Here is a 4,282-nt window from a genome sequence, read left to right as displayed (position 1 = left end):
CTATATTTAGTGTTTGCAGGTAGGTTCGACGCTAGATAGTGTGAATTTCCCTCCAGTGAGGGAATCGAAAAAATCAGATTTGAGGGACCCCGCGGGTTCGCCGGCGCGTTGTGACAGGGGCTTCACGAGAAGCCCAGGCTGCAAGTGCTGGGAGAGATCGCGGAATGGAGAGCCGGCCGTTTTCGAACGCCGGCAGACGGCGGACATGCGCGTTTCGCATCAGGGGGAGAAATCCCTGGGGAAAAGCGCTATATATAGACAAAAGGACCGGACCAATGCGCATCGAGCGTCGCTTCACCAAGCAAGGGCAATCGGCTTATGCGGAGATCGAATTCCGCAAGGCGCTTTCCGAGATCAAGAATCCGGATGGCTCGGTGGTGTTCCGCCTCGACAACATCGATGTGCCGGCGCAGTTCTCCCAGGTCGCCGCCGATATCCTGGCGCAGAAATATTTCCGCAAGGCCGGCGTGCCCGTGCGGCTGAAGAAGGTCGGGGAGAACGACGTCCCCTCCTTCCTGTGGCGCTCCGTCGCCGACGAAGCCGAACTGGCCAAGCTGCCGGAAGCCGAGCGCTACGGTTCCGAGATCGACGCCCGCCAGGTCTTCGACCGGCTGGCCGGCACCTGGACCTACTGGGGCTGGAAGGGCGGCTACTTCAAGTCGGAGGAAGACGCGCGCGCTTTCCGCGACGAGCTCGCCTATATGCTGGCCACCCAGCGCGTCGCGCCGAATTCGCCGCAATGGTTCAACACTGGGTTGCACTGGGCATACGGCATTGACGGTCCGAGCCAGGGCCACTTCTATGTCGACCCCTTCACCGGCAAGCTGACCAAGTCGAAGTCCTCCTACGAGCACCCGCAGCCGCATGCCTGCTTCATCCAGGGCGTGCAGGACGACCTGGTCAACGAGGGCGGCATCATGGATTTGTGGGTGCGCGAGGCGCGCCTGTTCAAATATGGCTCGGGCACCGGTTCGAACTTCTCGCTGCTGCGCGGCGAAGGCGAAAAGCTGTCGGGCGGCGGCCGCTCGTCCGGCCTGATGAGCTTCCTCAAGATCGGCGACCGTGCCGCGGGCGCCATCAAGTCGGGCGGCACGACGCGCCGCGCGGCGAAAATGGTCATTGTCGACGCCGACCACCCGGATATCGAGGAATTCATCGACTGGAAGGTCAATGAAGAGCAGAAGGTCGCCTCGCTGGTGACCGGCTCCAAGATCGTCAAGAAGCACCTCGAAGCCATCATGAAGGCCTGCGTCAATTGCGAAGGCAATGGCGAGGACTGCTTCGATCCGGCCATCAACACGGCGCTGAAGCGCGAGATCAAGGCAGCCAAGAAGTCGGCGGTGCCGGAGAATTACATCTACCGGGTCATCCAGTTCGCCAAGCAGGGCTACACCTCGATGTCGTTCAAGACCTACGACACCGACTGGGATTCGGATGCCTACCTGACGGTATCGGGCCAGAACTCCAACAATTCGGTGTCGCTGAAGGACAATTTCCTACGCGCCGTCGAGGACGATGCCGACTGGCATCTGACCGCCCGCAAGGACGGCAAGGTCTTGAAGACGCTGAAGGCCAGGGACCTGTGGGAAAAGATCGGCTACGCCGCCTGGGCGTCGGCGGATCCGGGCCTGCATTTCAACACGACGATGAACGACTGGCACACCTGCGCTTCGGCCGGTGCGATCCGGGCCTCCAACCCGTGCTCGGAATACATGTTCCTCGACGACACGGCCTGCAACCTCGCCTCGATCAACCTGCTGCCCTACCGCAACGCCGACGGCACGATCGACATCGCCGCCTACGAGCATACCGTGCGTCTGTGGACCATCGTGCTCGAAATCTCGGTGATGATGGCGCAGTTCCCGTCGAAGGAGATCGCCAAGCTCTCCTACGAGTACCGCACGCTCGGCCTCGGCTACGCCAATATTGGCGGCCTGCTGATGACCTCGGGCATTCCCTATGATTCCGACGAGGGCCGCGCCATCTGCGCCGCGCTCACCGCGATCATGACTGGCGTTGCCTACTCCACCTCGGCGGAGATGGCCTCGGAACTGGGCGCCTTCCCCGACTATGACCGCAACGCCCAGAACATGCTGCGCGTCATGCGCAACCATCGCCGAGCCGCCTATGGCGACAAGGACGGCTATGAGAAGCTCGCCGTCAATCCGGTGCCGCTGGTCGCCTCCGACCTCAAGCAGCAGGCGCTCGCCGAACACGCGAGAGCCGCCTGGGACCGCGCCATCGAGCTCGGCGAGGAGCATGGCTACCGCAATGCGCAGGCAACCGTGATCGCGCCGACCGGCACGATCGGCCTCGTCATGGATTGCGACACCACCGGCATCGAGCCCGACTTCGCGCTGGTGAAGTTCAAGAAGCTCGCCGGCGGCGGCTACTTCAAGATCATCAACCGCGCCGTGCCGGAAGCGCTGCGCACGCTCGGCTATTCCGAGAGCCAGATCGCCGAGATCGAGGCCTATGCGGTCGGCCACGGCAATCTCAACCAGGCGCCCGGCATCAATCCCGGCTCGCTCAAGGCCAAGGGTTTCAGCGACGACAAGATCGCCGCGCTCAATGCGGCGCTGAAGTCAGCCTTCGACATCAAGTTCGTCTTCAACCAGTGGACGCTCGGCGCCGACTGGGTGAAGGAGACTTTTGGGTTCACCGACGAGCAGCTCAACGACTTCTCGTTCGAGATGCTGCCGGCGATGGGCTTCTCCAGGAAGGACATCGAGGCCGCCAACATCCATGTCTGCGGTGCCATGACGCTGGAAGGAGCGCCGTTCCTCAAGGCCGAACACCTCGCCGTGTTCGACTGCGCCAGCCCCTGCGGCAAGATCGGCAAGCGGTCGCTGTCGATCAACAGCCACATCCAGATGATGGCGGCAGCCCAGCCCTTCATCTCTGGCGCCATCTCCAAGACCATCAACATGCCCAACGACGCGACGGTTGAGGACGCCAAGGGCGCCTACATGCTGTCGTGGAAGCTGGCGCTGAAGGCCAACGCGCTCTACCGCGACGGCTCGAAGCTGTCGCAGCCGCTGAACGCCTCGCTGCTCGCCGATGGCGAGGAGGACGAGGACGACGCCGTCGAGCAGCTGATCGCGGCCCCGCAGGCGGCGCGCGCGGCGCAGATCACCGAGCGGATCGTCGAGCGCATCATCGAACGCGTGTCGCGCGAGCAGGAAAAGCTGCCTGGCCGCCGCAAGGGTTACACGCAGAAGGCCAAGATCGGTGGCAACACGATCTTCCTGCGCACCGGCGAATATGATGATGGCCGCCTCGGCGAGATCTTCATCGACATGAACAAGGAAGGCGCGACGCTGCGTGGCCTTCTCAACAATTTCGCCATCGCCATTTCGCTCGGCCTGCAATACGGCGTGCCGCTCGACGAGTATGTGCACGCCTTCACCTTCACCAAGTTCGAGCCGGCCGGCATGGTCATCGGCAACGATGCCATCAAGAGCGCGACGTCGATCCTTGACTACGTGTTCCGCGAACTGGCCATCTCCTATCTCGGCCGCAACGACCTCGCTCATGTCGACCAGTCGGACTTCTCCAACACCGCACTTGGCCGGGGCATCAGCGAAGGCAAGACCGACGCCGTTTCCAAGGGCCTGACCCGCGGTTCGCCGGTGAAGCTGGTGTCGAGGGCAATCGGCAACGAGCCGAAGGGCTTTGCCGGCGGCTCGACAGGCACGCCTGCCCGCTCGGCGCCGACCGCCTTCTCCGGCTCCAACGTGCTGGCGCTGAAGCCAGCCAGCGACGAGGCGGTCGCCTACAAGCGCGACTATGAGGAGCGGGCCAAGGAACTGGCCGAGGACATCGCCTTCGAGGAAGCGGTTTCGGAGACTTCGGACACCACGGCGGCGCTGTTCACCGACGCCGCTGCCAATGAGGCCGCCGAAGCGAAGAAACTTGCCGCCGACCGCCGCGCCAGGTCACTGCTGCAAGGCTACACCGGCAACTCCTGCTCCGAATGCCAGAATTTCACGATGGTGCGGAACGGGACCTGTGAGAAGTGCGACACGTGCGGCGCCACGAGCGGGTGCAGCTGAGGGGATTTAATTGAGCCCAAAAGTCGTAAATGAAATGCAACGACGCCGACAATCCTAGATTTCGGCGTCGTTGAAAGCGGCATACGGGAACGTGAGAGCGCCAGCGTCTCGCGCAGCGATGCATTCACTAGACTTGCGTTAGAAACTGTCTTTGGGCTACCTCAACCAGAAGTCGATGAGTATATCGTTGACGGCTTTGATGACCGTGGCATCGACATTGTCTATAT

At 62.5% G+C, this 4,282-nt stretch carries 1 protein-coding gene; it reads left to right on the top strand.

What is annotated here, in order from left to right; translation table 11 throughout:
* Nucleotides 1-275: 275 nt before the first annotated feature.
* Nucleotides 276-4,055 carry a vitamin B12-dependent ribonucleotide reductase gene (locus C1D09_RS04955; protein ID WP_143973261.1) on the top strand — a complete coding sequence of 1,260 codons (3,780 nt, stop codon included), beginning with the start codon at nucleotides 276-278 and terminating at the stop codon, nucleotides 4,053-4,055.
* The last annotated feature ends 227 nt before the right edge of the window (nucleotides 4,056-4,282 follow it).

This window comes from Mesorhizobium intechi (assembly GCF_002879535.1).
In the GTDB taxonomy this organism is placed as follows: domain Bacteria; phylum Pseudomonadota; class Alphaproteobacteria; order Rhizobiales; family Rhizobiaceae; genus Mesorhizobium; species Mesorhizobium intechi.
This window is presented reverse-complemented; position numbering and strand designations above follow the sequence as displayed.